The organism is Scytonema sp. UIC 10036 (genome assembly GCF_009725235.1).
Map to the genome: position 1 here is coordinate 64,537 of NZ_WJFC01000004.1, position 25,727 is coordinate 90,263.

The window sequence follows — 25,727 nt, forward strand, 5'->3', positions numbered from 1 at the left end:
TTAGCAAATGAACGCAGGGTCAAACCCCACACCCTCCTTTTTTTTGCTCATTTTTGCCAATATAATAAGACTTGTAAAGCTTACTGTAAAGGGTTTTCAAATGATTTATCATTTTTGTAATAACAAATCTAGTCATGAAGTAACACAAGGTTGTAAGTAACATTTATGCAATACTAAATAAAATATTTTTGGCTCGGAGTATAAAGATAACTGTAATCTATTAAACCGCTCTTAATCATATCTATAAATTGTTATTTTGTATCTTCTCTAACATATCTAACTAGTAGCTATTGGTAAAATTATCAAAAATTGTAGATCTTAAGGAAGGAACTTTGAACTTTGGAAGACAGCCTTAATTGGAGTTCTGCACTCTTTTTGAAAAGAAGTTTCCCGGATTACCAAGATATCAAAGGAAGTTTTGAGCAAAAAGGTAGTTTCGGGCGCGTTATGTGGTCTAATCATGAAAGAGGGATGTTCCCTGCTACGCCAGTCGCCTCAACTCTGGGAACCAGAGTACGGCGCTGTCTCCCCTACTCCCTACTCCCCGCTCCCTTTTTCAATACAGGAACATCTGATGATGGCAGCTAAAAATATGTAAAGCAAATTCTTAACAATTTCTTAATACTAAAGGGAAGTGTCTCACTCTGAATCACCTCAAGTAACCCAAGCACTACCTAAATATTCGCCATTTCCCGTCACAAATTTTCCTTCAGAAAAAGTAATACCCATTAGCCTGACAACGAGTTTTGGCCAATGCAACCAACAGCACTCAAGGGAGGAAACTTCCTTGAAATCTTAGCTTTTGTACTGAATGAGTGTGAAAAGGCAGACAGCAGAGGGCAAAAGGTTCTGAATATCAATCAAGCTTAGGCTTTATCTATTTTTCAGTCCTAAGAGTGATTTGCGTCCAGTTGTAAGGGAATACACCGCACCAATTGGTACAAGTTTCCTGATGAACACTGCAATCTGTGGAAATGTAGGTAGTGGCTCCTCGTATACGCGGATGCTTGCAATACTGTGGAGTGAGATTTACCAGATTCGGAGCCCTTGCTCTGATTCAATACTTGGAACTACGGAATAAAATCCCAAACTATGACTACCAACAATACACACACTTAACGCATAATAGATGAACTGAGGTAACGCTAATACCTTCAGTCGGGTGTATGCTACTGCTACTTTTTTGTTGACCGAAAACTCGTAAACGTGCTATTCAACTGTTTGTAATATGAGTAACGACGTAGATCTGATCAAACGTCTTGGCCCCAGTGCAATGGATCAGATCATGCTATATCTAGCCTTTAGTGCCATGAGGACAAGCGGGCACAGGCATGGGGCATTTCTAGACGCAGCCGCTACGGCAGCTAAGTGTGCGATTTACATGACTTATCTAGAGCAGGGGCAAAACCTGCGAATGACAGGGCATTTACACCACTTAGAGCCAAAGCGAGTAAAAATCATTGTTGAGGAAGTCAGACAAGCGCTGACTGAGGGTAAACTCCTCAAGATGCTGGGTTCTCAGGAACCGCGCTATCTCATTCAGTTACCCTACGTGTGGATGGAAAAGTACCCCTGGCGTCCGGGCAGATCCCGCATTCCAGGAACCAGCTTGACATCAGAAGAGAAAAAGCAAATCGAGCAAAAACTGCCATCCAACCTTCCTGATGCTCAGTTGATTACCTCCTTCGAGTTTTTGGAATTAATCGAATTTCTACACAAGCGATCGCAGGAAGATTTGCCAGAAGAGCATCGCATGGAATTGAGCGAAGCCCTAGCAGAGCATATTAAACGCCGTTTGCTCTACTCCGGTACGGTAACGCGTATAGATTCTCCATGGGGAATGCCCTTCTACGCTCTCACCCGCCCATTTTACGCTCCCGCCGACGAGCAAGAGCGTACCTACATCATGGTGGAAGATACAGCTCGATTCTTCCGAATGATGAGAGATTGGGCAGAGCGAAGACCAAATACAATGCGGGTTTTGGAAGAACTGGACATTCCTCCAGAGAAATACGAACAAGCAATGGACGAGTTGGATGAAGTCATTCGCGCATGGGCTGACAAATATCACCAAGATGGCGGTGTTCCCATGATTTTACAAATGGTGTTTGGAAAAAAAGAGGACTAATCAGTTATCGGCGAACAGTCGGGCAGTCCAATCTTGGGGTTTTTTCCAAGAAAGAATTGCCAAACCGAATGGTAAGACAGTTATCAGTCGGCAGTGAAAACTGGATAACTGATAACTGATAATATCTTACTGACCCGGAGTTAAAGGACCGGGAGCCGTTGCAGGTGGAATGGTGGGCGGCTGAGATGGAGTTGGGGTAGCCTCAGGCGGAAGTGGAGTAGACTCATAATTTTGTCTGAATTCCACAGGTTGTGAGGTTGATGGGATAAACGTGGGTAAAAAGCCAGTTGTGCGATCGCTGGCATCAATACAACTGTCATAAGCTTGAGTTGCAGAAAAATCAATTTCTGCACGCAAACCTACTACACACTGTGCAAACCGCACGGGTAATAAACTGCGACCGCAGTAACTTAAAACTGTTGGGTCAACCACCTCACGAGAGTATCGACTGATACCGACTACACAGTTAGCTAAATCTTCAGGACGCCTTGCCTGCCTGCAAGTTGGCAGTGCGGTAGCTGCTTCTATTTGCGTTCTTTGCTGAATATTATACACGCAATTCCCCAAATCTCGAGGACTCAAAGCCTCTGCACAAGCTTGTGATACTGTTTCTGCCGCTATACCCGCGCTCAGGAGCCGCGCTGCACAACCCCGAAAATCTCGCGCATTCGTTTGGGTAGAGTTAGAGCCTAGGGATATAGCCATACCTTGTGATGTCATTGCCAGCCATCCAACTATGGCTAGAACTGGTACTGTTAGTCTCATTGCTTGTTTTTTTCTCCTTTGCATTTCCGTTCTCCAAACACCCATCGCTATGCTATCTCAAGAATTATGAATTATGAATTATGAATTATGAAAAACGGATTGGGGATTGAAGATTGGGCATCTAACTCGTGTTGGATCTAAAATCTTCAGAAAATATTATCATTTATTCCTTTAGAAAGTTTTAAGAAAAATTTTTCCTCGATCCTTTATCATTTAGAATTTTTGAGGCTATAATCATATCTTTGGGTAATATTAAGCAGGATTGAAACAAGGATACTCATGTCCCGATATAGAGGACCTCGTCTTAGAGTTGTTCGCCGTTTGGGCGATTTGCCAGGATTAACTCGTAAAAGTGCTAGACGTGCTTATCCACCGGGACAGCACGGTCAAAACCGCAAAAAGCGTTCTGAGTATGCTGTGCGGTTAGAAGAAAAGCAAAAGCTCCGCATGAACTATGGTTTGACGGAAAAGCAATTGCTGCGTTACGTTCGTAAAGCAAGACGCGTTACCGGTTCTACCGGACAAGTTTTGCTGCAATTGCTAGAGATGCGGTTGGATAACACCGTTTTCCGTTTGGGAATGGCTCCTACTATTCCCGCAGCGCGTCAGCTAGTGAACCACGGTCATGTTACGATCAATGGTCGTGTGGTTAACATTCCCAGTTACCAGTGCCGTCCGGGAGAAGTTATTTCGGTTAGAGACAGGGAAAGATCTAAAGAGTTGGTGACGACTAACTTACAGTACCCTGGTTTAGCAAACCTTCCCAGCCATTTGGAATTTGACAAAAATAAGTTGGTTGGCAAAGTCAACGCTGTCATTGAGCGTGAATGGGTGGCACTACAAGTTAACGAACTACTTGTGGTGGAATACTACTCACGTCAAGCGTAATAAATTGCTAATAGCTAATGGCTAATGGCTAATAGCTAATGGAAAATTGACAATCAGCAGTTAGCAATTAGCAGTTAGCAATTAGCAATTAACCACCTATTTGCGACATAGTACGGGTGTAGTTGCCAGTTTCAGTGCCTGAATAACGCTGTTTGAAGTTGATTTCTGGCTTTAAAGCTAGCAAGTGTCGGACTCGATTTTGCAACTCGTCTGTACTGACTCCTTCGCGGAGAGCCGTTTTTAAGTCAAGTTGACCGACTTCATTTAACAAGCAAGGACGCAACCAGCCATCAGCTGAAAGGCGCATTCGATTACAGCGATCGCAAAAACATTCCGACATTTGGCTGATAAATCCCAGCGTCCCTTTTGCTCCTGGAATTTGAAAAACATCAGCAGGTCCGTTACCACGAATTTGAGAATTTATCAAGCCCCATCGTTCGCGAATGCGTTGCCGAATCTCTTCAGAAGGTATCCAGCCGCGATCCCCAAATAATTCAGAATTTCCAATAGGCATAAATTCGATGAACCGGACGTGCCAGTGTTTGTCAATAGTGAGTGCAGCAAGATCCAGGAGTTCGCGATCGTTAACACCGGGGATCGCAACAACATTTAATTTCAGGGGATCGAATCCTACTTGATAAGCAGATTGAATACCATCCCAAACCTGCTGCCATTTCCCCCGCCCGCGATTCCCGATAATAGAATCAAAAGTGGCTGGGTCGAGGGAATCCAAACTGATATTAATTCGGCGCAACCCAGTATTATAAAGACTTTGTGCCATAGGAGCCAGCAAGAAGCCATTTGTGGTCATTGAAAGATCTTGGGTTTGGGGCAGGGATGCGATCGCACCAACCAATTCCACAACACCGGGACGAAGTAATGGTTCCCCTCCAGTTAAGCGAAACCGATTAAATCCCACAGGGATAAAGACTTCTTTAATAAGAGTCAGTAGTTCCTCATCCGTCAGTAACTGCTGTTTGAGAATATAGTCAAGTTCTGACCCCTCAGGCATACAGTACTGACAGCGAAAATTACATCGGTCTATTAAACTAATCCGGAGGTAGTCTACCTGGTTCATATTTTTTGTCAAGCTATAAATACTTGCTTACTGTATATATTTATTGAGTTTCTTTTAGGCTAGCGTGTGTTGAAAATATTTGCGAATCCTGATTTCATCTCGTTCCCAGGCTCCGCCTCACCTCGTTCCCAGGCGGAGCCTGGGAATGCCTTCGTAGAGGCTCCGCCTCCCGTATTAGGTAAAAGCTAGCGAGGCAGTCTGAGGAAAAAATTTCACCGCTAAGGATGAAAAAGCCCTCATATCAAATCCGGTAGCCGAAGTAATTAACAGGAAGTTTGGGGCTACCAATGATAGTAGGTAATGTCATGTCCGCTTATATACCCTGAATAAAACTCACGCAAAGACGAGGCAGCGCTAGCTTGTGGTTACCACCAGTTGAAGCGCCTGCCGTCGCAAAGGCGCTAAGAAATTAAGAAACTTTTCCGCATGGTTATCCTACCGGACATGATATTATTTGGTCACTCCCTCTTCGCCAAGACTACCCTAAAGTGGGTGTAGCTTTTAACCTCCCATCGACGAGTGTATTAACTGCTCTACCTCTAGTGCTTTTTCAGATAAATCTAACTCTTGGTAGATTTGCAGACTTTCAGATAAAAATTGGGTGGCGATCGCCCGTGTATTGGGATAGTTTTGCTGACTTCGTTTTAGGTAAATTTCGCCTAACAGCTTTAGTGCTGAAGCTTTTTGTTTGTAACGGTTGTATTCATCAAAGATTTGCAGGCATTCTTGGGCGATTTCTTGGGCGAGATCGAGATTTTCTAGAGCTTCTACTTCTAAGTAAGCACGAGCCATATCGAGAGCTTCATCCGCTCTATCAACTGTTTGCCCTAGTTCGGTAAGATAAGTTAAGCCAGTAAGGTAGTGTTGCTCGAACTGGGTTATTTGTTCTTGTCTTGATGAGTCGTTACTAGGTAGAAGGCGCAGGCGTTCTGAGTAGAGTAAACCGAGAGTTGTGTAATCATAAGCTAGATTTTCCTTATAATCCCCTGTTGTATTCAGTTGAATTGCGTGAAGAAGATTTTGTTCTGCTTGTGTTAATAAGTTGAGAGCTAAGGCTTCGTCTTGATAAGTTTTAGCAAGGAAAATTTGAGTATAAGCAAGTCTCGTAAGAATCCTGGCTTCACTTTCACTTATATTTAAGTGTTTGTAAAGGTTACAGCTATCCTGAAAATACTTAATTGCTTGTTCGTATTTACCCCATTCTTGATAAATAAAGCCAAGTTGATTGTAAGCATCAGCAATATTCACTTGGTCATCTAATTGCTGACGTAGTCGTATTTGCCCCAAGCTTGATGAATTCGACCTAACTGATTGTAAGAACTAGCAATACCTATTTGGTCATCTAACTGCTGACGCAAGCCTAAGCATTGGTTGGCACATTCAATTGCTTGCTTATACTTGCCCCATTCTCTGTTACAAACAGCCATCCAGTACCATTGATTGGCTACATTCTTTTCTTGTCCCAGTTGCTGATAAAGTTCCTGACTTTGTTGATGGTAATTTATTGCCTGTTCGTATTTGCCCCATTCTCTGTTGCAATCAGCCATCCAGTCCCATTGGTTGGCAACATTCGTTATTAACGATACTTGGAGAGTGCGAGCAGTAGCATTGGGAGAACTAGCTCATACGTTCAAAGAGGATCCCCAAATTTTACCTTGGCTTAAAACTCGTGCTACTAGCGATCGCGATTTGGACGTGCGAGCAATAGTAGCACGAGTGCATTACGAGAATTAGCCTACACTTATAAAGACGATCCTCAAATTTTACCTTGGCTTAAAGCTTGTGCTCTTAGTAATGATAGCTTAGATATGCGAGCAGAAGTAGTGCAAGAATTAGCACGGAGTTTCAAAGACGATCCCGATACTCTAACCATTCTCAAAGCTAATACCAATGCAGATGATTGGAAAGTCCGAGTCGTTGCATTGCGGGAATTAGCACGAGGTTTCAAAGACGATCCCGATACTTTTACTATCCTCAAAGACTACGCTAAATGTAATGATTCAAACATTCAAAAAGTTGCGTTACGAGAGCTAGCACGAGGTTTTAAAAACGATCCCGATATCTTGAATATCTTGAAAGCTTGCGCGAGTTCTGATGATTCAAAAGTGCAAAAAGCTGCATTGCGAGAATTAGCACGAGGTTTTAAAATAGATATTCAGAAAGATAAGGAGCTATTAAAGGAAATAAGGCAGTTATAGCAATTCCCACTTTCGTGAGGTACAAGATAATAAATCAACCGCAGATGAACGCTGAAGAACGCAGATAAATTTGTACCTCAGCAGACTAGGAAACGCTATATTTAGTCACAATAAAATACTAATATATTTTGGTAACCCAATAAGAACTGTAACCAACGTGCAAAAAAAACCTTTACAGTTTTAGAAGAGCGAATTGCCGAACAACAGGCTTTTATAGATGCAGTAGTAAAACGGTGGGATCGAATTTTGGATGATTTGATGCGAAGGGATGGGGAGCGATGACAAATGACAAATAACCAATACAGCAAATTTCAACCTGGTGAGGTACAAAAATTACCCCCCTCTGTCCCCCCTTACCAAGGGGGGATGAAAGGGGGGTGTACCTCATGAGACTGAGAAAGGCTATAACGATCCTGACTAGTTAACTCTAATTATACAAAGTATCAAAAAGAACATTTGAATACGGTAGACGATCTGTCTCTATAGAATGTGTATAATTAACCGCGCATAGAGTAATAACTTATGTATCGTGCAATATAACGACTCCATGAATGACTTGGCGGCGCTTCTACAGCAGCCAGCCGATTTTGATTTTCAACTGCCAAATCCGGAGGATGAGGAAATTCCCGAAATGGAATTTCTTCAACAACTAGAAGTGGCTTGGCAAGTATGTAACCGTTTTGACCTGCAAACGGACATTTGGCGGGGGCGAATTTTACGGGCTGTCCGCGATCGCGAGAAGAAAGATGGTGAAGGAAGGGGTTCGGGTTTTTTAAAATGGTTGAAAGAACGAGACATCAGCAAAAGCCAAGCGTATGCTTTAATCCAACTAGCCAACAGTGCTGATACCCTCTTAGAAGAAGGAAAACTAGACCCATCTGCTATCAATAACTTTAGCAAACGGGCATTTGTGGAAACTGCCAAAGCAGCACCAGAAGTTCAACAGATGGTGACGGAAGCAGCACAAAGTGGGGATAAAATCACAAGACGGGAAGTTCGTCAACTGACTGATGAATGGACAGCCATGTCTTCCGATTTGCTTCCCGAACCAGTGAAGACCAAAGCAGCAGAGAATGCTCTTCCTCCCCGTTATATTGCGCCTCTGGTTAAGGAAATGGAGAAACTACCAGAGTCCCATCAAACAGCGATACAGAGGGAAATAGCACAGAATCCCGATTTGGATACTATCAAGCAAGCGACAACGGAAGCCCGCAATCTAGCAAAATATTTAAAAGCCGCCGCTCAAGTTCAAGCGCTGACTTCTGAAGAAATTGACATTGAAACAGCACTTGTGGAAGCTCAAAGAGTAGGTTGTTTGAATGTCGCTGCGGATTTGGTCAATCAAGCTTCTCAACTCGAACAAACGATCGGTAAACTATACATGAGTTGGAAGCGAATTAATAACTTAGCAGACCGCCTTTACGTAGATACGGGTGCTAGTACACCTCATTTGCGATCGCTCCTTGAATGTTTGGAACCCCTGGGTAGTGAAGTGATGGAATTAAACCTTGGAGGTCCAGCCGAACGGACTATTCGCCTGCAAATTCAGGAAACAAATTAGGAATCGGTGCAGAATGGAAGAGAGAAGACGAGGAGATTGCTGTTAAAAGAAATGACGTAGATCTATTAAAACAAATGACGTAGAGACGCGATTAATCGCGTCTCTACGGGTTTCAGGTAACGCATAATTAATTTTCGGAGACGTTTAATGGTCTGTCCTGACGAACTTACTGACTTTCTTGCTCTTTTTGCAATAAAGTATCAACTTTAAGTTCTATGGCTGTTAGTTTCCTAAGAATAGTAGGACGGTCATCATCAAGAGAAGCTAGCAAATTTGCTACGCCTTCTTGTATATTCGTCAATCTTTCCACAACATTTCGAAGTTGTAGCATACCAACTCGAAGTTCTTGCACCCCATCTCGAAGTTCTTCCCGTTCTTGCCGTGCTTCTACCATTGTATCTAGGCTCTGTACGCAACAAAGAAAGTCTCTTGCGATCGCTACAAGCCTATGGAAAAGACTTGGTTAAGCAACAAGAGTTTACAAAGGTAAAGGAGCAGTTCCAACAAATTTTAGAAATTGAATCGGACAATTTATTAGCACGAGAAAAAATCGAAGAAATCAACGCAGTTACAAAACGTGAGGTTTTAAATAGGTCACTCAATATTGATAGTGAGAGTAACTCACACTTTACAAGAAAGAGACTAATTGTGTTTCCTACTATATTACCTGTGATAGGAGTTGTTGCTCTGATAATAATTGCCGTAATTGGTATTATGATTTATCAGTGGTCAACCCCCTGCCCCAAAGGTGAACAGAAAGGGGAAAATTTCAAATGTACAAATTCCCCCTGAATTTACTTTGAAGATCGAGTTTTCCCGGAGACTATACCAGAGGTGTCCCCATTTTAATACGAGAAAGACAGGAATCTCTAACAATTGGAAGGGGATCGCCAAAGTTGCCAGAACAATGAGTAGCAGGGTTTGCTTCCCTTGAAACTTTAACCTCGCTAGCGCGTCACCAGTAAGTGTTGATGTTGCAATTTGGAAGGCTGTCACAGGGATCGCGACTAAGGTAGAATGAACAAATGCCAGTAGAAACTTACCTCGTCGCCAAGCTTCTTGGGAATTCACCAAGCACTAATTACTGTTGGGTACAAACTGGAGCCCAGAACCAAAAGGCGCAACGGATGTGAAAAAAACCACTATTAGGGGTAGCAAGCTCGATCGGTTATTGGTTATTTTCCTTCACTCCCTTACACATGTAGTTCCTCACTCCTCACCTTCAGACTGAATTCCTGACTTCTCCTATGGACGAGGTTGAGATAATGCTGCCACCAAGGGTTAATCTATTAACATATAGACTTGTTAAGTTAAATTAAACCACAGTTACCAAAAAGCGATCGGCCTATCGGTTATGAATTTTCAGTTAACTTTGGCTGAAAATTATACGAACGCTGATACTTGGGTGAAAGTTGGTATCAAGTGATTCACAGTACAGGAGTGAACAGTACCATGCAGCAGCTTGCAGCTCAATCGGAAATTGATTTTCACAGCGAAGTGTACAAGGACGCATATAGCCGGATTAATGCGATCGTTATTGAAGGGGAACAAGAAGCCCACGAAAATTACTTGACACTCGCTGAACTGCTGCCAGAACATAAGGATGAACTGACTCGCCTATCCAAAATGGAAAGCCGACACAAGAAAGGTTTTGAATCTTGTGGACGCAATCTTCAGGTAACGCCCGATTTGCAATTTGCTAAGGAGTTTTTTGCAGGATTGCACTCTAATTTTCAAACAGCAGCGGCTGAGGGGAAAGTTGTAACTTGCTTGCTCATTCAGTCTTTGATTATTGAATGCTTTGCGATCGCAGCTTACAACATTTACATTCCAGTTGCCGATCCTTTTGCTCGTAAAATCACTGAGGGCGTTGTTAAAGATGAATACAGCCATCTTAACTTTGGAGAAGTTTGGTTAAAAGAAAATTTTGAACAATCAAAAGCAGAATTAGAAGACGCTAACCGCCAAAACCTACCTATCGTTTGGAAAATGCTCAACCAAGTAGAGGATGATGCCCGTGTCTTAGCAATGGAAAAGGAAGCTTTGGTAGAAGACTTCATGATCCAGTACGGAGAAGCACTGAGTAATATTGGTTTTACAACCCGTGACATTATGCGTCTCTCAGCTTACGGTCTCGCTGGAGCATAGGGCAGAGAGCAATGGAAGATGGGCGATGAGCAATTGCGTATTGAATAGCTTTAAACTATGCCCCATGCCCAATTCCCAATTTTGCAATTGTTGCCGTAATTCCACGGTCGTAGTCAAAGGTGTAATTCGTGTTATGTTGGGCTTGTTTGGTAAAATTTATAAGGTTTCTAGAAGCTCTGAGCAATGGGATCGACTTGCGTGCGGATCGCAATTGACGCAATGGGTGGGGATCATGCACCTGATGAAATCGTCGCAGGCGCTCTGCGAGCACGAGAAGAATTAGGTGTAGAAGTGCTGTTGGTGGGCGATCCCCAACAAATTAAAAGCAAACTGCCGCCAAAGACCAATCTGGCGCACGTTGAAATCGTGACTGCCTCTGAAGCGATCGCAATGGATGAGGAGCCTTTAAGCGCTATTAGGCGCAAACCGAAGGCTTCCATCAATGTAGCGATGGATTTGGTGAAGAAACAGCAAGCAGATGCTGTGGTTTCTGCCGGACATTCTGGGGCAGCAATGGCAGCAGCTTTACTGCGCTTGGGACGACTACGGGGAATTGACCGTCCGGCAATCGGTGCGGTTTTTCCCACAATGGTAGCAGGCAAGCCAGTACTAGTTCTTGATGTGGGCGCAAACGTGGATTGCCGTCCAAAATTCTTAGAACAGTTTGCGGTCATGGGGTCTATATACAGTCAGTATGTTTTGGGGACTCCAGAACCTAAAGTAGGTTTATTAAATATCGGTGAAGAAGACTGCAAAGGCAATGACGCTGCTATACGTGCCCATCAACTACTAAAAGAAAAGAAGCAAATTACTTTTATTGGTAATGCCGAAGGGCGTGATGTCCTGTCCGGTCATTTTGACGTAATTGTCTGTGACGGGTTTGTGGGTAACGTGTTGTTAAAATTTGCCGAAGCCGTTGGGGAAATTATGCTGCAGATTATGCGGGAAGAATTACCTCAAGGAGTGCGCGGTCAAATTGGTACAGCTATTTTAAAACCAAATCTCAGACGGATTAAGCAGCGCGTCGATCATGCCGAACATGGGGGTGCTTTACTTTTGGGAGTAGGAGGAATTTGTATTATCAGTCACGGTAGTTCCCAAGCACCTTCGATTTTTAATGCAATTCGTATGGCAAAGGAAGCTGTCAACAACCAAGTTTTACAAAGAATTCAGTCCCAATATCAAAGCGTTCAACAAGAAAGTGGCTAAATGTCAAGTGTCATTTGTCAATGGTCAAGTGTCATTTGTCAAGAGTTACACAAAGGACAAAGGACTAATGACAAAGGACGAATGACGAATGACGAATGACTAGTCACTGTTTATGGAGATTCCGGAGTGCAAAATTTAGGAATAGCAATAACAGGAAGTGGTTCGGCAGTACCAGCTGCTTTCCTGGATAACCAGGCACTAACCGAACTGGTTGAAACATCAGATGAGTGGATTACCACAAGAACGGGAATTCGTCAACGTCGGTTGGCAAATCCTGATGAACCATTGACTGATTTGGCAGCGGCTGCTAGCCGTCAGGCGATCGCAATGGCTCAAATCAATCCTCAAGACTTGGATTTGATTCTGCTGGCAACTTCTACACCCGATGACTTGTTTGGCACCGCTTGTAAAATTCAAGCAGCACTCGGAGCAACCAGGGCAGTCGCTTTTGATTTGACAGCAGCTTGTTCCGGCTTCGTGTTTGGACTTGTCACCGCAGCCCAATATATCAGAACCGGAGTTTACCAAAACGTCCTGTTGATAGGGGCAGATATCCTCTCTCGTTGGGTAGATTGGAAAGACCGTGGCACGTGTGTATTGTTTGGGGATGGTGCAGGAGCTGTCGTCATGCGAGCCAATGAAACAGATGGCTTGCTGGGATTTGAACTGAGAAGCGATGGAACTCAGAATAATTGCCTTAACCTTGCATACAAAGCTAGCAATCTAGACTTAACTCAGGGTATCAGTATTGGAAAAGGAAGCTTTATGCCGATCTCAATGAACGGCAAAGAAGTCTATCGCTTTGCAGTGCAAAAAGTACCAGAAGTGATAGATAAAGCTTTATTCCGTGCCTCCCTTTGTGTTGACGAGATAGACTGGCTTGTTTTGCATCAGGCAAACCAGCGTATTCTAGACGCTGTTGCCGATCGCATGAGCATTCCACGAGACAAAGTTCTGAGCAATCTTGCTAACTACGGTAATACTTCTGCTGCTTCTATCCCTCTGGCTTTAGACGAAGCAGTACGACAAGCTAAAATCAAACCTGGTGACATTATAGCCGCCTCCGGTTTTGGAGCGGGTCTCACTTGGGGTGCCGCTATCTTCAGATGGGGATAGTAAATATTAGTTAGTAGTTAGTAGTTAGTGACTGGTAAGCTGTTATGCTTTTTATTTACGTAGTAGGACAGTGAGTCCGGGTAACCCACTTGCAGGTTTGGACTCGCTATTAACCACTAACCACTAACCACTAACTAATGGCTAAATGACAAAAACTGCATGGGTATTTCCCGGACAAGGTTCGCAATCCTTGGGTATGGGAATGGATTTACTAGATTTACCATCTGCAAAAGAAAAGTTTGCCCGATCTGAAAACATCTTGGGTTGGTCTGTTATTGAAATTTGCCAAACAAATGAGGAAAAGCTATCTCGCACCCTCTACACTCAACCTTGTTTGTACGTGGTAGAAAGCATACTTGCTGATATTTTGCAAGAAAAGTATAGCCCGGATTTAGTTGCCGGTCACAGTTTGGGAGAGTACGTTGCTCTGTATGTAGCGGGTGTCTTTGATTGGTCAGATGGGTTGCGCCTAGTTAAACATCGTGCAGCTCTTATGGATAATGCTGCTGGTGGTATGATGGTAGCTTTGATAAATTTTGACAGAGAAAAACTGGAAAAAGCGATCGATGAAAATCCCGATGCAGTCCTAGCAAATGACAACAGCCCTACACAAGTTGTTATTTCTGGTACTCCAGAAGCTGTTCACGCAGTCATTTCCCAAGTCAACGCAAAACGTGCGCTACCCCTCAAGGTTTCAGGTGCATTTCATTCACCTTTGATGGCAGAAGTTGCGGCTGAGTTCCAACATATGCTTGATTCCGTAGAGTTTCAACAAGCAAAGATGCCAGTTTTATCAAATGTAGAGCCAGTTCCATCAACTGATGCGGATATTTTAAAACAACGTTTAAGGCAACAAATGACAGGCGGAGTGCGGTGGAGAGAAATTGCCTTGGCATTGCCAGACCATGAAATCGAACGAGTTGTGGAAATTGGACCTGGTAATGTCCTGACAGGTCTGATTAAACGCACTTCCTCTGGTTTAATCTTAGAAAACGTCCGCTCTGTTGCTGAGTTACCTGCTAATTAATGTTGAACCTTGATGGGATTTTGAACTGAATATCTGAATAGAACCGTTAATCAATTGTTAACCTAGGTAAGCTTTGTACAGGATATGATATACGCAGTTTGTTATAGGTTCTATGACTTGCTGCGTTAATCCTAATTGTCAAAATCCTGAAAATCCTCTTACAGGCAATTATTGTATAAATTGCGGCACCCGATTGTGTTCTCTGAAGCATTACCGCCCCATTAAATTGCTAGGTAAAGGTGGATTTGGGAGAACATTTCTGGCAGTTGATGAAAGTTCATCGTCTCAGACCAAGTACGCCATCAAACAACTGAGTTTTTTGGAAAACTATAACGAACAAACATCCCAGAGGATAGTTGAATTATTTCATCGAGAAGGTCGTCACTTAAAATCACTAGGAAATCACTCACAAATCCCCGCCTTATTGGATCTGTTTGAACACGAACAACAACTCTTTCAAGTACAAGAGTACATTGAAGGAACCACTTTAGAGGACGAATTGCAAGAGCAGGGAGTTTATAACGAGGTTAAAATTCGACAACTGCTGCAAGATTTATTACCAGTATTACAATTTATTCATCAACATGGGGTTATTCATAGGGATATTAAACCATCAAATATTATCCGTAGTTTATCAGAACCCTGCTAGCCCTGCAGTCCAAGCATTTTTGGGATATGCCACTTCATCTGATGGGCAAAAAATTTTATCGAGCAACAACTAAGTTAATATTTTTTGCATAAGAGGCTGTTATCTTCTAAGCTAATATTCAGTTTACTAGAAGCGATCGCCTGTGGGAAAAAGCCGCGAACCATTTGCCAGTCTGTTACTTTACCACGCCTTTAAGTGGTCAGTCGTTAGCCCCATGCTACAAGTTTATTTTCGAGGGCGAATTTATGGTGCTGAAAACGTTCCTCAAACTGGACCCCTTGTAGTAGTTAGCAATCACGCCAGTAACTACGATCCGCCACTTGTTTCTAGCTGCGTGCGCCGTCCTGTAGCATATATGGCAAAGGAAGAACTTTTTAAAATCCCAATTTTAAAACAAGCTATTGAGTTGTATGGGGCTTATCCAGTCAGCCGAGGTAGTGCCGATCGCACTGCAATTCGTGCTGCTTTAAAATGTTTGGATGAGGGGTGGGCTGTAGGCATTTTTTTACAAGGTACTCGTACCCCTGATGGACGTATTACAGATCCAAAACGAGGTGCTGCACTTATTGCTGCTAAGGCAAAAGCACCTCTGTTACCTGTGTGTTTGTGGGGAACTCAGGCAATTGAGCAAAAAGGAGCGGCAACTCCTCGTCGGGTTCCAGTCACGGTAAGAATTGGTGAGTTGATTAATGCCCCTAATTCAACCGATAAAGAGGAATTGGAAGCGATTACGAAACAATGTGCAGCAACAATTAATGCCCTTCACGATTTGGGGCGTTGAGTGATGTTCGGTATTTTTTCTGTTTTCACAATCGGAAATATGCTTAAAGGAAGTGGCAATTGTGGCTTGAGTTGTGTCAGCCTAATAGGAGATTTTACAAATTTTTCCAAACCTATATATGAGCGGTTTTGATGCCAACGATTTTTGGCACCGTTTGAATAATCTGGCGCTAGTTCGTTTTTTACTTTTAGTAGCATCCGGCTGGGCAATTGTACTACTTCTAGGTTACTTTGAACCAGTCATTGTTATTTTCTCTTTTGCTGCAATTCTAGCTTTTTTACTCAGCTATCCTGTAAAATGGTTAAAGCATATTCTACCTCATGGCATAGCAGTTGTTGTTATTTTCCTACTAAGCATTGTCATTCTAGGTGCTTTGACGATTACAGTTGGTTTAACAGTTTTATCTCAAGGACAACAATTAATTGATAGTGTCAGTGCGTTTTTAAACTCGTTAATTCCCTTGGTAGATCGGCTAGAAGAGTTTCTTCGCAGTAGAAATTTACAAATTGATTTAAGTGTCATTGAAGAGCAACTGCGAAATCAAGCTATATCTATACTGGTTACAAGTTTAAATATTTTTCAAAGCTTTATTACTAATTTTGTGACTTTTATCTTAATTGCTGTTGTTGCTTTTTTTATGCTGCTTGATGGAGAAAAACTTTGGCATTTCATTATAAAAGTAGTCCCACCAAGAAGGCGAGACAGATTTACACGCATAATAAAACGTAACTTTTTAGGTTTTTTTCAGGGTCAGTTAATCTTGACGTTATTTCTGACATCTTCAACTTTTCTTGTATTTTTATTACTTAATGTACCTTTTGCATTAATCCTATCAGTGATAGTTGGATTGCTTGATATTATACCAGGTATAGGAGCTACATTAGGAGTCAGTGTTATTACACTCATTGTCTTATCTCAAAATGTTTGGCTAGCTCTGAAAGTATTAGCTGCTTGTATTGTTCTTCAACAGATACAAGATAACTTAATTTCACCTAGAATTATGCAAGGAGCACTCAATTTGAATCCTGTTGTGGTATTTTTTGCTTTACTTGTAGGTGCTAAAGTCGCCGGATTGCTAGGAATTTTTATTTCCATCCCTATCGCTGGTGTTATAGTTTCTTTATTTGAAATTGATGAAATGAAGTCAGAGGTTTAGTTAAATGACCCATCAAGATTTAAGAACAGAATTAACAGAAAATTTGGATGAAGCCGAGTGGTCATGGCTAATTCCTCACGTACAACGCGATGCAGTAATTGTGGTTGCAGAAGGACTTGACTTGGTGGATGTGGGAGTCGCAATAGCTAGCGATCGCGTTTCAGAAGTGCAAGTCTGGATTGATGAAGCATTGATTGCTAAACCCTCAGTGACTCAGGTAGGAGAATGGAATATGCAGCAAGAAAAGCGGTTTAATACTCTAATCGTACAACCATTTGTACTCGTACAAGAGAAAGTAGCAGCGTAGGTTCTGAACCGCAGCGTATAGCAGACGGACGCGGATATTAACTTCTGCAATCTGCGTGTATCAGCTACAAGCTGCGGTTGCAAAAAAAGGATATTAAACTACTGCTTGTATTTTTGAAATTCTTCAGTTCCCGCATAACCAGTGGCTATCCAAACAATTGCTCTGACGCCATCGCGGATGGACTTTTCAATTGGTTCGGGAGAGGTTTTAGAAGGAACTGACACTGGTTTAATATTAATTCCCCGACTACCTAAAATAATTTTGCCAATCACACGGGCGCGACGCATATGGTAATCTGAAGTCACAAGATAAACGCTCTTGATCCCTCTTTTTTCTAAATCATCAACAAGTGTTGTAAAATTTTCTACTGTATTTTGCGCCCTATAATCTAAATGTAAACGCTTTGGATCGACTCCAGCTTTTCTAAAGACTTTTTTCGTTATCGTTGGTGGGCTACCTCCAGTGATCCAAATAGGTAAGTGTGGGTTTTGGCGAGCAAGATCTGCTGTAAACTTCTCTCGCTCTAACTTTGATGTTGAACCACCCAACACTAAAATTGCTTGGGGTCGCACAAATTGGTTTTGCATTTCTTTGTAACCCCACCACAGCATGACTGGTAGGGCTAAAAGCATAAACCGAGAAGAAATAGCTTTCAATGGTGGCTTGCTCAAGGTTCTATCAAAACTATTTGAACATTAGTGGTTAGTGGTTAGTGGTTAGTGGTTAGTAGTGAGTAGGGGCGCATTGCCTTGCGCCCGTACAATTGTTAAGTGGGGTGCAGAGCCTTGCGCCCGTACAGTGATTAGTTGAGGTAAAAGACTGAATCGATCGGTACTTTACCAACCAACTACTATCTACTAACAACTAACCACTAACAACTATCTACATTTAAAACGGGACTGGCCAGATTCGAACCGGCGGCCTAGCGCTTCAGATTTGTGTGAGTTTCCCCACTCTCCGGACTATACCTTCACCATAGGCTTTGTACCTTTAGGCGGTGGCTTACTAGTCTCTACACCTTCCCGCGATTTTGGATTTTGGATGCGTGGATTTTGGATTTTGGATTGTATAACTAATCTAAAATCTAAAATCTAAAATCTAAAATCTAAAATTTTTGGGCTTGGCTCGGTATTCCCTTGTAGTTTTCCCATGAGGGCTTTCTAACTCTTTAGGGTTCACCGAATTTAACCACATTCACTCATAGAGTTTCCCCTATGGTGCCCGATACTTCAGGAGGCGCTCGCTCTATCCAACTGAGCTACAGCCCCAGAAAAATAACATCAATACCATGATACCACTTTTAGCGGGACTGCCAGGAGTTTTCCCAGCCTCTACCTCCTATCTCTAATCCACAAAGGAAGCTACTTGCCCTCAGGATAGTTTTTCCTTTTTCCGTATTATGGTCTCGCAGTTCTATATTTAACTCACCTTTCATGGTGTCACGACAACAGAAAATTAAACCTTCCTTAGTTGGGGCACGTAGAAGAGTTCCCGGTAGATTGGTAGTCCCGATAACCTCGACTTCATAGTGGGAATTTTTTGCTTGAATGTGCCATTTTCCCCAAGGGCTGATATTCCAATTGACTTGGGAGTTCCAAGGTACAAATTCGTAAAATTTGCCCTGATAGTGCAAGCCTACCATAGCTACAGATTCCATCCACCACAAAACACCACGCCTTCCGCCGCCCGCAGTTAGGGCAAGATCTGGCTCACCTTCAAAGCTATTACAGTTTACCCAAAACCATTTTTGTGGGAAAGCACCTCCCCAATTTTTCTCGCTATAGGCAGGAGCATTGGTAAATTCATAACGTTTGCCATTCCAATCAATCCAACCAGAAGCTAAGCCATGTGCCATTAAAATTTGCCATCCCGGCTCAAAAATTTGTAAAAATGACAGCCAACCCGCCGTGGATTGCTGAATGCTACCCCTATCGCCCCAGCCGTAGATGGGTTGAATTTCATATTGCCAACGACAATATTTACCTGTTGCAGGATCTTTAATCACTCCTTGGTTTAGGGTTGTTGTTGCTTGGTAACCTTCTAAAATATTGCGTTCAAATTCCTGAGGATGTAAATAATGGGGATTTTGGATTTTGGATTTTGGATTTTGGATTTTGGTTTTTGGATTGGGGATTTGGGATTTTGGATTGGGGATCGGGTTTTTCCCTAACCCCTGACTCCCACTCCCTACTCTCTATTTTTCCCCAATGTCCCAAGCCCAGCACATCTCGGCTTGCCCAAAATTTACTGGTATCGGGAAAGGTACGCCACAGGTACTCATCGTTTGGACCAAGAATTTGTGCTGCGCCACCACTGTGAGGTTGATTGCCTTTTGGATCTTCTATTGAGTACATGAAAGCAAATGTTTGACCTTCTTGGGGTAAAGTGACTCGATAATACCAGCCTTCAAAGAAGCGGCGAGGAGTGCCATCCCAGTGATAGCCGCTATGGGGTGTTTGAATAGAATGATAAGGATTTCTCAGAACAGTTAGCATGGATTTACAATTGACATCATTTTTCTTAGTATGAGCGATCGCCTGGACATCAAGCTTGCTTATGATATTCTTGGTCTGACTCCTGATGCATCACAGGAGGATGTCAAGCTTGCTTACCGCAAACTGGCAAAAACTTGGCATCCCGACAGTTTTTCCGAAGCTAAGCAAAAGCAAGAGGCTGAGGAAAAAATTAAAAGAATTAACCAAGCTTATGAATTACTAAAGTTTATCAAACCCAGTTTGGCAAAATCATCTGCTTCTAAAAATCCAACTTCAACAAGTAAAACAAAAATTTACTCCAATCGTTCCGATGCTGAAACTTTTTACAAATGGGGTCTCGAACAAGCACAACAAAAGAATTATCTTGAAGCAATAGAGCACTTTACGCAAGCAATACGCCTCAATCCTAACTATTTTGAAGCTTATAAAGATCGAGGGCTTGCCTGTTCAAAAATGGGTTGGGAAAATAGAGCAGCTTCTGATTTTAGAAATGCAGCAAGGCTGGAACGAGAAGCAAGAAAACATGAACCTGCACCGCCAGCTTCAAAATCTCCTAAGAATACATCACAACCATCAAGTGAAACCTCGACATTCACCTCTCCTTGGAAATGCGTCCATACACTCAATCATGCCAATTGGGTTTTAGCGATCGCAATTAGTCCAGATGGTCAAACTTTTGCCAGTGGAAGTAGTGATAACACGATTAAAATTTGGCATTTGAACACGGGAAAAGTGTTGCATACTCTCACCGGTCATCGTAAATGGGTAAGATGCCTTGCATTTAGTCCTGATAGCAAAACTTTAGCCAGTGGTAGCGATGACTGTAGTGCCATGATTTGGGAAGTTGCCACAGGTAAACTACTCAAGACTATAAAAGTTCATTCTACTCCAATTTTTTCTATTGTTTTCAGTCTTGATGGTCAATTGATGTTTACCGGAGGTCGGGACACCACTATTAAAATAACACACGTAGGCATGGAACAACTCTTGCACGTTCTTAAGGGTCATTCTTATTCCGTTAATTCCTTAGCTATTAGTCCAAATGGAGAAATTTTAGTCAGTGGAAGTGGTGACAATAGTATCAAAGTTTGGCATCTAAAAAGTAAAAAAAATTTACAGACTTTTAACAACCATTTAGGTAGGGTAACCGGTGTTGCGATCGCCTCCAACGGACAACTTTTAGCCAGTGGAAGTTATGACAAAACTATCAAGTTGTGGGATCTAAATACAGGTAAGCAAAACAATTCTCTAACAGGGCATAGTGACGCTGTTTTGTCCGTTGCTATCAGCCCTAATAGCCAGCAAATTGCCAGTGGTAGTGCAGATAGAAGCGTGAGGTTTTGGCAACCTGACACGGGAAAGCAACTTTACACTATAGGGCATCATTCCGACTCAGTAAATGCTGTTGCTTTTAGTCCGGATGGAAAAACTCTCATTAGTGGTAGTCGAGATACAACAATTAAGATTTGGCAAAGTTAGCTATATTCCAGGAAAAACATTAAGTGCTTTGGGAATAATTAATATAGGTTTATAGTGCATCCCAATTCTCCGTATGAGCGATCGCAAGAGCATAGAAGAAGCATATTCTGTTTTAGAACTAAAACCCGGTGCGTCGCAGGCGGAGATCAAGAATGCTTACCGCAAGCTAGTCAAAATTTGGCATCCAGATAATTTTCCTCAACCACAGCACAAGCAACAAGCAGAGGAAAAAATAAAACTTATTAATGAAGCTTATAACAAACTTAAATCATATCAACCTACTTATACAGAACAGCCCCATCAAGCAAGCGAATCTTATCCAACGCCAATAGCAAGAGTTTACGTAAATAGCTTCAATGCCGAGGGGTTTTACAACGATGGAGTCGAGAACGCAAAATTAGGAAGATACGAAGACGCTTTAAGCGATTTTACCCATGCAATTCGGCTCAATCCAAATTATATAGAAGCATACAAGTACCGTGGGTATGTTTGTTCCGTACTTGGTTACGAACATCGAGCCACCTCAGATTTAGATAAAGCAGCACAATTAGAAGGGCAGTTAAAGATTAGAGAAAATTATTCGTCACCCTCATCAAGACGTTCCAAACGCTCGCAACGGAAATCTAAGTCAAAATCCCTGATAGGCGGTTTTTTCAGTGATTAAAGAGTTTACTTGGTTTAATCGGCGATACCGATAGGCAAGACTTTTACCCGAACCCCTAATCCCTACCCCTACCCTACCCCCACCCCTTCATAAATGAAAATTCAAGCACAGTTTGTCTTGTTTCATGGAAAAGTGAAGGTAGGCTTTAAAATCGCGTTGCCAGATCCAGCTGTTTTCTCTCCAAGTACCAACCACAGCAGACCACCCATTATGACCAAAGTCAATTGGCTAGAAGTTAGCGAATACGCCTCACTTTCTCTCTCTGCATTAGGATTAGTCGCAACAACCCTCACTCAACAAATGATTTATGTAGCAACTCCCCTCACAATCTCAGTTTGCTTAAACGTTGCCAATCGGGAACGGTTAAAGTACTTGCACCGACAGAACCAGCAAGAAACGCTTGTCAAACAAGATCTACTTCTCGATCCACTCCGCCAGCGTCTTGCTAACTTTGATACTTTCACCCAAAAACTCAGTACAACCACAGGAGAACAGCTCGAACAACTCCAAAACAACCAACAGCAAAGTTTAGATACCTTTACGCAGCGTCTTGAACAATTTGAGACAACTGTTCAAGATTTGAGAACTGCATTTCAACAACAAGTAGAAGAATTACAAAGGTATCAGCAAACACAAAATATTGATGCTTTTCGACAGGAATTAACTCAGCTTGATGCTTTTGTCAAGCAATTAAGCGAGAATACTCAAAATCAAATGAATCCGCTTAATCAGCATTTGTTCCAAGTAGATGCTTTAACACAACAGTTAAATCAAACTATCCAACAACAACTTCAGGAACTCCGGCATTGGGAGCAACGTCTCACTCAAATCGAGACAGGAATGCAACAACTGAGTGCCAACACTCTCAAACAGCTTGAACCCGTCACTCAAGGTTTAGCTCAATTGGATGCTTTTAAACAGCACCTCAATCAAACCACCCAACAACAGATGCAAGGTTTGCAGTATTGGGAACAGCGTTTCACTCAGCTTGATGCTTTTACACAACAACTGAGTCACAGTACTCAAAAGCAGATACAAGAATGTTTAAACCGCTTCGCTCAACTCCAAACAGAAGTACAAGCGTTAACCGAGTTAGTCACCAAGACAAAACCTCAATTTGAAAATGAGACAGAAAGCGGACAACCCAAAAATTTTGAGACTCAATTACCCCAAGCAAATGTCAAATTACTTGCCCCAACACCAACAAAGCCACAAAACACTCAACTCTCAGCACCTGTTACCTTACAACAACCCTTGAATCCACAGATTAATCAGCAAACAGTACCACCGACACCAGATATTCCTGCATCTACAATCGTGCAGGAAATACTCTTTCAAAGTGTCCTTCAGGGACATACAGATAGAGTTATGTCTGTTGTTTTTAGTTCTAATGGACAAGTTCTTGCAAGTGGAAGTCATGACAAAACTATAAAAATTTGGGTTCTCGCCAAAAAGGAAGCCCGCACTCTTCTAGGGAGAGAAGAACCTTCGCGAGTGAATGCTGTTGCATTTAGTCCGGATGGCAAGATTTTAGTGAGTGGAAGCGATGATAAAACTGTTAAGTTGTGGAATGTTGTGACAGGAGAAGAACTTTTCACTTTTACCGGGCATAAAGACAAAGTTTATACTGTTGCTTTTAGCCCTGATGGGAAAACTATAGCAAGTGGCTCTAAAGATAGAACTATTAAACTTTGGTCTACAGATACTTATAAAGAAATACATACGATTCAAGGACATTATGATGAAGTTTTATGCGTTGCGTTTAGCCCTGATGGTAAGATTTTAGCAAGTGGAGGTGCTGGCAATGATAAAACTATCAAAATTTGGTATTTATCTGAGGATAAATTTTTAACTCTTAAAGGAAATCCTGATTCTTTTGGAGGCATGAACTCTGTTGCTTTCAGCCCCAATGGAAAGTACATTGCAAGTGGCAGTAGCGACAAGACTATCAGAATGTGGCAATTACCTAACGGTCAAGAATTGCAGACGCTTACAGGGCATACAGACGATGTTTATTCCGTCACCTTTAGTCCTGATGGCAAAACTTTGGCAAGTGGTAGTAGAGATAAAACAGTAAAGCTTTGGCAAGTGGATACAGGTCAAGAAATTCGATCTTTTACAGCCAATGACGATGCTGTTTATTGTGTTGCCTTTAGCCCAGATGGTAAAACTTTGGCAGCAAGTGGCAGTGGAGATAAGACAATTAAGTTATTACCATGTAAATAAGTCGTCACAATTACAGTTAGCTTGTCATTGGTCATTGGTCATTTGTTAAGAGCAGTCTCTCTGTAAATAAATTCTACTCAGTCTCTAGAGCGCCAATTCCCCATTTGCTACTACTTTGCCTAATTGCACTTGTTAAAATTCCCAAAATCTTCTTGACATCTTTGATGTAATATTCGCTTAAATCTATTGAAAGAGTTTTGTCTTCTAATTTGAAAAACTGCCAAATAGTCCCGATGGTCACCACACTATAAATTGTTTTCAATGAATTTTCTTTTAGCTTATTAAATAATTGTGCTGCTACCATTTCTGCAATATATTGTGCGAATCCTGATTTGGTGGATAGACCCCCCTCTCTCGTTCCCAGCCTCTGGCTGGGAATGCAGGTCGCGAGGCTCCGCCTCGCACTCTGTGGTAGAGCACAGGAGGCGGAGCCTCCCGTAAGGCATTCCCAGCCAGAGGCTGGGAACGAGATGGTATAGAACGAGATGGTATAGAGTCTCGACAGCCTAGCAACGTTAATGACACGGATTACTAGCTAAGTTATCGAAATTTTAAGAGAATATTAAAGAACGTTAAGGGTCATAAAATAAGGTAAAAATTTAGACTGTTACCAAAAAGGCATGTTAATTTAAACATATGGCACTAAACAAGTGAAGAACTTCAGTCAAAAGTGCTTACTAGAGCCAAGTGCCTCCTGCATCTAGTAAGTTCGCGATCGCCAGTCAGGTTTTGTGTTCCGTAAATGTGTTTTCGCCTAAAGATGAATTTATTGAGTTAATTTGGAGGTTTTTGAACGCACAGCAAAAATGCCTGCCTAGCTGGAATATGAAGAACACAAATTTCTGAACGGGTTTAATTGCGAATTCTGTCCACCTTAGTTGAGTTACTTTCTGTTTTTTTATCAATCGATCGAATTTCCCATAAACCGCCAGAAGCTGCTTGCAATAATCTAGAGTAGCTTTTGGCGGTTAATTGTTGGACTCCACCCCTGTTCTCTAGCTCTTTTCATCCTTCTCTAAAGTAACGATCGTCACTTCTGGCGGGCAGAACAAACGTCCTGGGGGGTAAGTTCCCAAACCGCGATTGACGTAAAGCTGATTTGTGCCTACTGTGTGGAAACCTTGCGCCCATTCCCAATGTTTGACGACTTTCGCGCAGTCTCCTCGCAAATAAGGCACCCAGCGCCGGATTTTTTTAGAAACTTTGCGAACAAACTTTTTATAATAAACCACGACGGGTCCAACTATTGGAAGCACAATTTGACCACCGTGAGTGTGACCGGATAATTGCAAATCGACTCGCCATTTTTGCAAAATCTCGGCTGTGTCAGGATTGTGAGATAGTACGATACACGGTTTGCTAGAGTCTAACCGATCCATCACCAATTTGGGGTTAAATTCTTGCGACCAATAGTCAGCTAACCCCACGAATGGTAGTTCTTGTCCAAATGGATAACCAATTTCATTCCAAAGCACTGTAACACCAATGCTGTTAAGTGCATCGGTGACTGTGGCTTTTGAACGTTTGTAATATATGTCGTGATTGCCCAGAACAGCATAGATTCCAGCACGACTTTGGAGATGTTTGAGTCGTAGCACCAGTTGCTGAATGGGTGATGGATCGTCAGTTACATAGTCACCTGTAAGTACAACTAAGTCGGGTTCAGCTTGATTGCTAATTGCGATCGCCTCTTGTAACATTTTCTCTGACAATCGCAAGCCATCATAGTGTAAGTCAGATAGATGTACCAGCTTCGTACCTTGTAACGATTCTGGTAAGTCTTTTATCTTAACCGTTAACTTTTCTACTCTCAAACGTCCAGATAACAACCAGTGCATTGCGCTGACATTGC

General features: G+C 42.2%; 26 protein-coding genes and 2 pseudogenes. 18 read left to right on the forward strand and 10 right to left on the reverse strand.

Translation table 11 applies throughout. The features are described from left to right. The first annotated feature begins 339 nt into the window (after nucleotides 1–339). Nucleotides 340–588, forward strand: a complete 249-nt coding sequence (locus F7734_RS03415; RefSeq protein ID WP_155743392.1) for a hypothetical protein — start codon at nucleotides 340–342, stop codon at nucleotides 586–588. Nucleotides 589–1,228: 640 nt separating this feature from the next. After that, a complete protein-coding gene (hetR, locus tag F7734_RS03420) occupies nucleotides 1,229–2,128 on the forward strand; it encodes a heterocyst differentiation master regulator HetR (protein ID WP_155743393.1) in 900 nt (299 codons plus the stop codon). Nucleotides 2,129–2,254: 126 nt separating this feature from the next. On the opposite strand, the gene F7734_RS03425 is transcribed toward hetR, so the two are convergent. Then, complete coding sequence (locus F7734_RS03425; protein WP_155743394.1) at nucleotides 2,255–2,917, reverse strand: hypothetical protein; 663 nt, start codon at nucleotides 2,915–2,917, stop codon at nucleotides 2,255–2,257. Nucleotides 2,918–3,172: 255 nt separating this feature from the next. Between F7734_RS03425 and rpsD the strand changes: the two genes are divergently transcribed. Beyond that, nucleotides 3,173–3,781 carry a 30S ribosomal protein S4 gene (gene rpsD, locus F7734_RS03430; protein WP_155743395.1) on the forward strand — a complete coding sequence of 203 codons (609 nt, stop codon included), beginning with the start codon at nucleotides 3,173–3,175 and terminating at the stop codon, nucleotides 3,779–3,781. Between the two features lie 88 nt (nucleotides 3,782–3,869). Here rpsD and moaA read toward each other — a convergent pair whose 3' ends face one another. The 3 genes from moaA to F7734_RS03445 form a co-directional block, all read right to left on the reverse strand. Beyond that, nucleotides 3,870–4,859 (reverse strand): GTP 3',8-cyclase MoaA, encoded by a 990-nt coding sequence (gene moaA / locus F7734_RS03435; RefSeq protein WP_155743396.1) that lies wholly within the window; start codon nucleotides 4,857–4,859, stop codon nucleotides 3,870–3,872. Nucleotides 4,860–5,360: 501 nt separating this feature from the next. Next, on the reverse strand, nucleotides 5,361–6,146 hold the full coding sequence (locus tag F7734_RS03440; protein WP_155743397.1) for a tetratricopeptide repeat protein: 786 nt from the start codon (nucleotides 6,144–6,146) through the stop codon (nucleotides 5,361–5,363). Beyond that, nucleotides 6,116–6,406 (reverse strand): tetratricopeptide repeat protein, encoded by a 291-nt coding sequence (locus tag F7734_RS03445; protein WP_155743398.1) that lies wholly within the window; start codon nucleotides 6,404–6,406, stop codon nucleotides 6,116–6,118. The genes F7734_RS03440 and F7734_RS03445 overlap by 31 nt, the downstream gene beginning before the upstream one ends. A 13-nt stretch (nucleotides 6,407–6,419) precedes the next feature. On the opposite strand from F7734_RS03445, the gene F7734_RS03450 reads away from it, so the two are divergent. The 3 genes from F7734_RS03450 to F7734_RS03460 all read left to right on the forward strand — a co-directional run bounded on the left by F7734_RS03450 (nucleotide 6,420) and on the right by F7734_RS03460 (nucleotide 8,618). Beyond that, the gene (locus tag F7734_RS03450; protein WP_155743399.1) at nucleotides 6,420–6,593 is read left to right on the forward strand and encodes a hypothetical protein; all 174 of its coding nucleotides are present in this window, start codon (nucleotides 6,420–6,422) and stop codon (nucleotides 6,591–6,593) included. Between the two features lie 26 nt (nucleotides 6,594–6,619). Then, complete coding sequence (locus F7734_RS03455; protein WP_347566121.1) at nucleotides 6,620–7,057, forward strand: HEAT repeat domain-containing protein; 438 nt, start codon at nucleotides 6,620–6,622, stop codon at nucleotides 7,055–7,057. A gap of 529 nt (nucleotides 7,058–7,586) precedes the next feature. Further along, nucleotides 7,587–8,618, forward strand: coding sequence for a hypothetical protein (locus F7734_RS03460; protein WP_166481704.1), 1,032 nt, complete (start codon nucleotides 7,587–7,589; stop codon nucleotides 8,616–8,618). A gap of 166 nt (nucleotides 8,619–8,784) precedes the next feature. Here the strand turns inward: F7734_RS03460 and F7734_RS03465 are convergent, their stop codons facing one another. Further along, a complete protein-coding gene (locus tag F7734_RS03465; protein WP_207713997.1) occupies nucleotides 8,785–9,012 on the reverse strand; it encodes a hypothetical protein in 228 nt (75 codons plus the stop codon). Between the two features lie 65 nt (nucleotides 9,013–9,077). Between F7734_RS03465 and F7734_RS60525 the strand changes: the two genes are divergently transcribed. Beyond that, nucleotides 9,078–9,410, forward strand: coding sequence for a hypothetical protein (locus tag F7734_RS60525; RefSeq protein ID WP_166481699.1), 333 nt, complete (start codon nucleotides 9,078–9,080; stop codon nucleotides 9,408–9,410). A gap of 39 nt (nucleotides 9,411–9,449) precedes the next feature. Here the strand turns inward: F7734_RS60525 and F7734_RS63035 are convergent. Then, nucleotides 9,450–9,776, reverse strand: a pseudogene (locus F7734_RS63035) (carbohydrate ABC transporter permease); the annotation flags it as partial. Between the two features lie 294 nt (nucleotides 9,777–10,070). On the opposite strand from F7734_RS63035, the gene F7734_RS03475 reads away from it, so the two are divergent. The 8 genes from F7734_RS03475 (at nucleotide 10,071) to F7734_RS03510 (ending at nucleotide 17,011) form a co-directional block, all read left to right on the forward strand. After that, nucleotides 10,071–10,766, forward strand: coding sequence for an aldehyde oxygenase (deformylating) (locus tag F7734_RS03475; RefSeq protein WP_155743401.1), 696 nt, complete (start codon nucleotides 10,071–10,073; stop codon nucleotides 10,764–10,766). Nucleotides 10,767–10,949: 183 nt separating this feature from the next. Further along, on the forward strand, nucleotides 10,950–11,975 hold the full coding sequence (gene plsX / locus F7734_RS03480) for a phosphate acyltransferase PlsX (RefSeq protein ID WP_155743402.1): 1,026 nt from the start codon (nucleotides 10,950–10,952) through the stop codon (nucleotides 11,973–11,975). 126 nt (nucleotides 11,976–12,101) lie between these two features. Beyond that, nucleotides 12,102–13,091: a beta-ketoacyl-ACP synthase 3 gene (locus F7734_RS03485; protein WP_166481705.1), complete on the forward strand. Its 990-nt coding sequence runs from the start codon at nucleotides 12,102–12,104 to the stop codon at nucleotides 13,089–13,091. A 145-nt stretch (nucleotides 13,092–13,236) separates the two neighbouring features. Next, complete coding sequence (gene fabD, locus F7734_RS03490) at nucleotides 13,237–14,118, forward strand: ACP S-malonyltransferase (RefSeq protein ID WP_155743403.1); 882 nt, start codon at nucleotides 13,237–13,239, stop codon at nucleotides 14,116–14,118. A 112-nt stretch (nucleotides 14,119–14,230) separates the two neighbouring features. Further along, on the forward strand, nucleotides 14,231–14,767 hold the full coding sequence (locus F7734_RS03495; protein WP_155743404.1) for a protein kinase: 537 nt from the start codon (nucleotides 14,231–14,233) through the stop codon (nucleotides 14,765–14,767). 142 nt (nucleotides 14,768–14,909) lie between these two features. Beyond that, nucleotides 14,910–15,548, forward strand: coding sequence for a lysophospholipid acyltransferase family protein (locus tag F7734_RS03500; protein WP_166481706.1), 639 nt, complete (start codon nucleotides 14,910–14,912; stop codon nucleotides 15,546–15,548). Between the two features lie 118 nt (nucleotides 15,549–15,666). After that, nucleotides 15,667–16,704 carry an AI-2E family transporter gene (locus F7734_RS03505; protein WP_155743405.1) on the forward strand — a complete coding sequence of 346 codons (1,038 nt, stop codon included), beginning with the start codon at nucleotides 15,667–15,669 and terminating at the stop codon, nucleotides 16,702–16,704. A 4-nt stretch (nucleotides 16,705–16,708) separates the two neighbouring features. Then, complete coding sequence (locus F7734_RS03510; protein ID WP_155743406.1) at nucleotides 16,709–17,011, forward strand: DUF2288 domain-containing protein; 303 nt, start codon at nucleotides 16,709–16,711, stop codon at nucleotides 17,009–17,011. 98 nt (nucleotides 17,012–17,109) lie between these two features. On the opposite strand, the gene F7734_RS03515 is transcribed toward F7734_RS03510, so the two are convergent. Both F7734_RS03515 and F7734_RS03520 read right to left on the reverse strand, forming a co-directional pair. Continuing rightward, nucleotides 17,110–17,643, reverse strand: a complete 534-nt coding sequence (locus F7734_RS03515; RefSeq protein ID WP_155743486.1) for a YdcF family protein — start codon at nucleotides 17,641–17,643, stop codon at nucleotides 17,110–17,112. 668 nt (nucleotides 17,644–18,311) lie between these two features. Next, nucleotides 18,312–19,506: pseudogene (locus F7734_RS03520) on the reverse strand (tocopherol cyclase family protein). Between the two features lie 30 nt (nucleotides 19,507–19,536). Here F7734_RS03520 and F7734_RS03525 point away from each other — a divergent pair. The 3 genes from F7734_RS03525 to F7734_RS03535 all read left to right on the forward strand — a co-directional run bounded on the left by F7734_RS03525 (nucleotide 19,537) and on the right by F7734_RS03535 (nucleotide 23,875). After that, nucleotides 19,537–20,985: a DnaJ domain-containing protein gene (locus F7734_RS03525; RefSeq protein ID WP_155743407.1), complete on the forward strand. Its 1,449-nt coding sequence runs from the start codon at nucleotides 19,537–19,539 to the stop codon at nucleotides 20,983–20,985. 73 nt (nucleotides 20,986–21,058) lie between these two features. Continuing rightward, the gene (locus F7734_RS03530) at nucleotides 21,059–21,649 is read left to right on the forward strand and encodes a DnaJ domain-containing protein (RefSeq protein WP_155743408.1); all 591 of its coding nucleotides are present in this window, start codon (nucleotides 21,059–21,061) and stop codon (nucleotides 21,647–21,649) included. A 93-nt stretch (nucleotides 21,650–21,742) separates the two neighbouring features. Then, nucleotides 21,743–23,875 carry a hypothetical protein gene (locus F7734_RS03535; protein WP_243146654.1) on the forward strand — a complete coding sequence of 711 codons (2,133 nt, stop codon included), beginning with the start codon at nucleotides 21,743–21,745 and terminating at the stop codon, nucleotides 23,873–23,875. A 73-nt stretch (nucleotides 23,876–23,948) separates the two neighbouring features. Here F7734_RS03535 and F7734_RS03540 read toward each other — a convergent pair whose 3' ends face one another. Continuing rightward, on the reverse strand, nucleotides 23,949–24,179 hold the full coding sequence (locus tag F7734_RS03540; RefSeq protein WP_243146655.1) for a hypothetical protein: 231 nt from the start codon (nucleotides 24,177–24,179) through the stop codon (nucleotides 23,949–23,951). A 691-nt stretch (nucleotides 24,180–24,870) separates the two neighbouring features. Further along, on the reverse strand, nucleotides 24,871–25,713 hold the full coding sequence (locus F7734_RS03545) for a metallophosphoesterase (protein WP_155743410.1): 843 nt from the start codon (nucleotides 25,711–25,713) through the stop codon (nucleotides 24,871–24,873). Between the last annotated feature and the right edge of the window lie 14 nt (nucleotides 25,714–25,727).